Source organism: Streptomyces sp. NPDC059853, assembly GCF_042731495.1.
Lineage (GTDB): Bacteria > Actinomycetota > Actinomycetes > Streptomycetales > Streptomycetaceae > Streptomyces.
In genome coordinates, this window is sequence record NZ_JBHWJL010000442.1 from 1 (window position 1) to 3,001 (window position 3,001).

Genomic DNA, 3,001 nt, shown 5'->3' on the forward strand with positions numbered 1-3,001 from the left:
GCCTCACCCCGCCGCCGCCCGTCGACCCCGAGACCGGCACCCCGCTGACCGCCGAGGAGCCCGCGGGCACCCAGGACGGCGGCCCGGGCGGCCACTCGGTGGCGCCCGACCCGCCGGGCCCCGACGGCCAGCCGGCACCGCCGCCGCTGCCGCCCGTCCACCAGCTGCCGGAGCCCGACGACGGCGAGGAGGAGTGGCCCGCCTGGGCCGACCTGTCGCTCGGTGACCATCTGCTGCGGCTGAGCACCCCGTTCGAGCCGGACGCCGCCGTCAACCCCTCGCCCGACGGCCTGGCCGTGGAGTACAACCGGCCGCCGCGCATCGCCCCGCACCTGGACGCCGAGTCCATGCGGATGGCGGGACCGCCCGCCAAGCGCGGCAACCGGCCCTTCCCGTTCCTGATGCTGATCGCCCCGCTCGTCATGGGCTTCGTGATGGTCAGCCTGTTCCGGACGTTCTTCTTCGTCGTCTTCGTCTTCTTCACCCCGATCATGGCGATCGGCAACTGGCTGGTCAGCCGGCGCAGCGGACGCAAGCAGTACGAGGAGCAGCTGCGGCTGTTCCGGCTGCGCCGCGCCGCGCTGGAGCTGGAGGTGCGCAACGCGACCGTCGCCGAACGCGTCCTGCGCAACGACACGTTCCCCGACCCGGCGTCCCTGCTGCTGACCGCCACCGGGCCCGGCCACCAGCTGTGGGAGCGGCGCCGCCGCGACCCCGACCATCTGGCGCTGCGGGTGGGCACCATCGCCCGCGCCTCGCTCAAGCAGATCAACGACTCGGCCCGCGAGAGCAACCACACCACCGTGCACTGGCGGCTGGCGGACGTCCCGTACTGCGTGGAGATGACGCAGCTGGGCGTCGTCGGCATCACCGGCCCCGGCGCGGGCCCGCGCCGGGTGGCGTGCTGGGCGGTGGCGCAGTCCGCCGTCCTGCACAGCCCGCGCGATCTGCGGATCGTCGTCCTCACCAGCAACGAGCACGCGGACGCCTGGAGCTGGGTGCGGTGGCTGCCGCATCTGCGCCCCGACCGGCCCGCCGCCGCGGCCGGCACCGTGATCTCGGTCGGCAACGACCCCGAGTCCACCGCGCACCGCGTCAACGAACTCATCGCCGACATCAAGGCCAGGACCGACGCCGCCTCCTCGGCGCTGGGCCGCACCCTGATGCACTTCCCCGACACCCTGGTGATCCTGGACGGCTCCCGCCGGCTGCGGGACGTCCCCGGCATCATCGAGGTGCTCACCGCCGGGCCCGGCGTGCGGATCTTCAGCGTCTGCCTGGACGAGCGGGAGCGGCTGCTGCCCGAGGAGTGCACCGCCGTCATCACCACCGCCTCCTCCGACGCCTCGGCCGCGGACAAGGACACCCTGACGGTCCGCATCTCCGGGCTGCCCACCGTCGAGGGCATCCGCGCCGACCTGGTGACCAGCGACTGGTGCGAGGAGGTCGCCCGCGCGATCGCCCCGATCCGGGACGTGACGGTGGACGCCGACTCCGGGCTGCCGGGCGACGTCCGGCTGCTGCCGCTGCTGGACCAGGAACCGCCGGACCCGCAGGCGCTGCTCCAGACCTGGGCCCGGCGCCCCGCCTCCACCACCTTCACCCTGGGCCAGGGGTACGAGGGGCCGCTCCGCATCGACCTGGTGCGCGACGGCCCGCACGGGCTGATCGGCGGCACCACCGGGTCCGGCAAGTCCGAACTCCTCCAGACGATGATCGCCTCGCTGGCCGCCGCCAACCGGCCCGACGAACTCGCCTTCGTGCTGGTCGACTACAAGGGCGGCAGCGCCTTCCGCGAATGCGCCCAGCTGCCGCACACCCTGGGCATGATCACCGACCTGGACGGGCACCTCGTCCAGCGCGCGCTCGCCTCCCTGGAGGCCGAACTGCGCCGCCGCGAGCAGCTGCTCGCGGACGTCGAGGCCAAGGACCACCCCGAGTACCGGCTCAAGCGCGCCCGCGACCCGCGGCTGCCCGCCCTGCCCCGGCTGCTGCTCGTCATCGACGAGTTCGCCACCCTGGTGCGGGAGCTGCCGGACTTCGTGCCCGGGCTGATCTCGCTGGCCCAGCGGGGCCGTTCGCTCGGCCTCCATCTCATCCTGGCCACCCAGCGGCCCGGCGGCTCGGTCAACAACGAGATCAAGGCCAACACCAACCTGCGGATCGCGCTGCGGGTCACCGACCGCTCCGAGAGCCAGGACATCATCAACAACCCGGACGCGGCGGCCATCTCGGTCGGCACCCCGGGCCGGGCGCTGCTGCGCCGCGGCCACAACAACCCCACCCCGTTCCAGACCGCCTGGGTCGGCGCCGAGCGCACCGACTCCGACCCGCCGCAGGAAGCGGCCGCCGACGAGGACGGGCCGCAGGGACCGGCGCCCGGGCGTACGGTGCGGGCCGCCGAGCTGACCTGGAGCGGCCTCGGCCGCCCCACCGAACTCGCCTCGGACGACGACGACCTCCCCGAGGCCGAACGCCCGGTCCCGGTCGAGCGCCCCACCGATCTGCTCGCCCTGGTCCAGGCCATCAACACCGCCGCCGCGCAGCTGCCGGGCTACACCGAGCAGCCCAGCCCCTGGCTGCCGCCGCTCTCCGACCAGCTGCGCCTGGAGGACCTGCCGCCCACCGAGACGCCGGACACCCCGGGCGGGCTGCCGCTGGTGCCGTACGGGCTGCTGGACCTGCCGGAGTTCCAGGACCGGCGGCTCGGCAGCATCGACTTCGCCACCTTCGGCCACCTGTACGTCATCGGCGCCCCGCGCTCCGGCCGTACCCAGGTGCTGCGCACGATCGCCGGCTCGGCGGCCATGGCCGTCAGCAGCGCCGATCTGCACATCTACGGGATCGACTCGGCCGGCGGCGGGCTCGCCGCGCTGGAGACGCTGCCGCACTGCGGGGCGGTCGTCGACCGGCACGACGCCGAGCGCCTGGAGCGGCTGGTGAGCCGGCTGGTGACCGAACTCACCGCCCGGCAGCGGGCGGTGTCCCAGCACAGCTGCTC

The 3,001-nt window shown here is 74.3% G+C and carries 1 protein-coding gene; it reads left to right on the forward strand.

Features of this window, described 5'->3' with window-relative positions; all coding sequences use genetic code 11:
* Nucleotides 1–3,001, forward strand: a 3,001-nt coding sequence (locus ACFV5N_RS26430) for an FtsK/SpoIIIE domain-containing protein (protein WP_385604644.1), incomplete at both ends; no start/stop codon positions are given.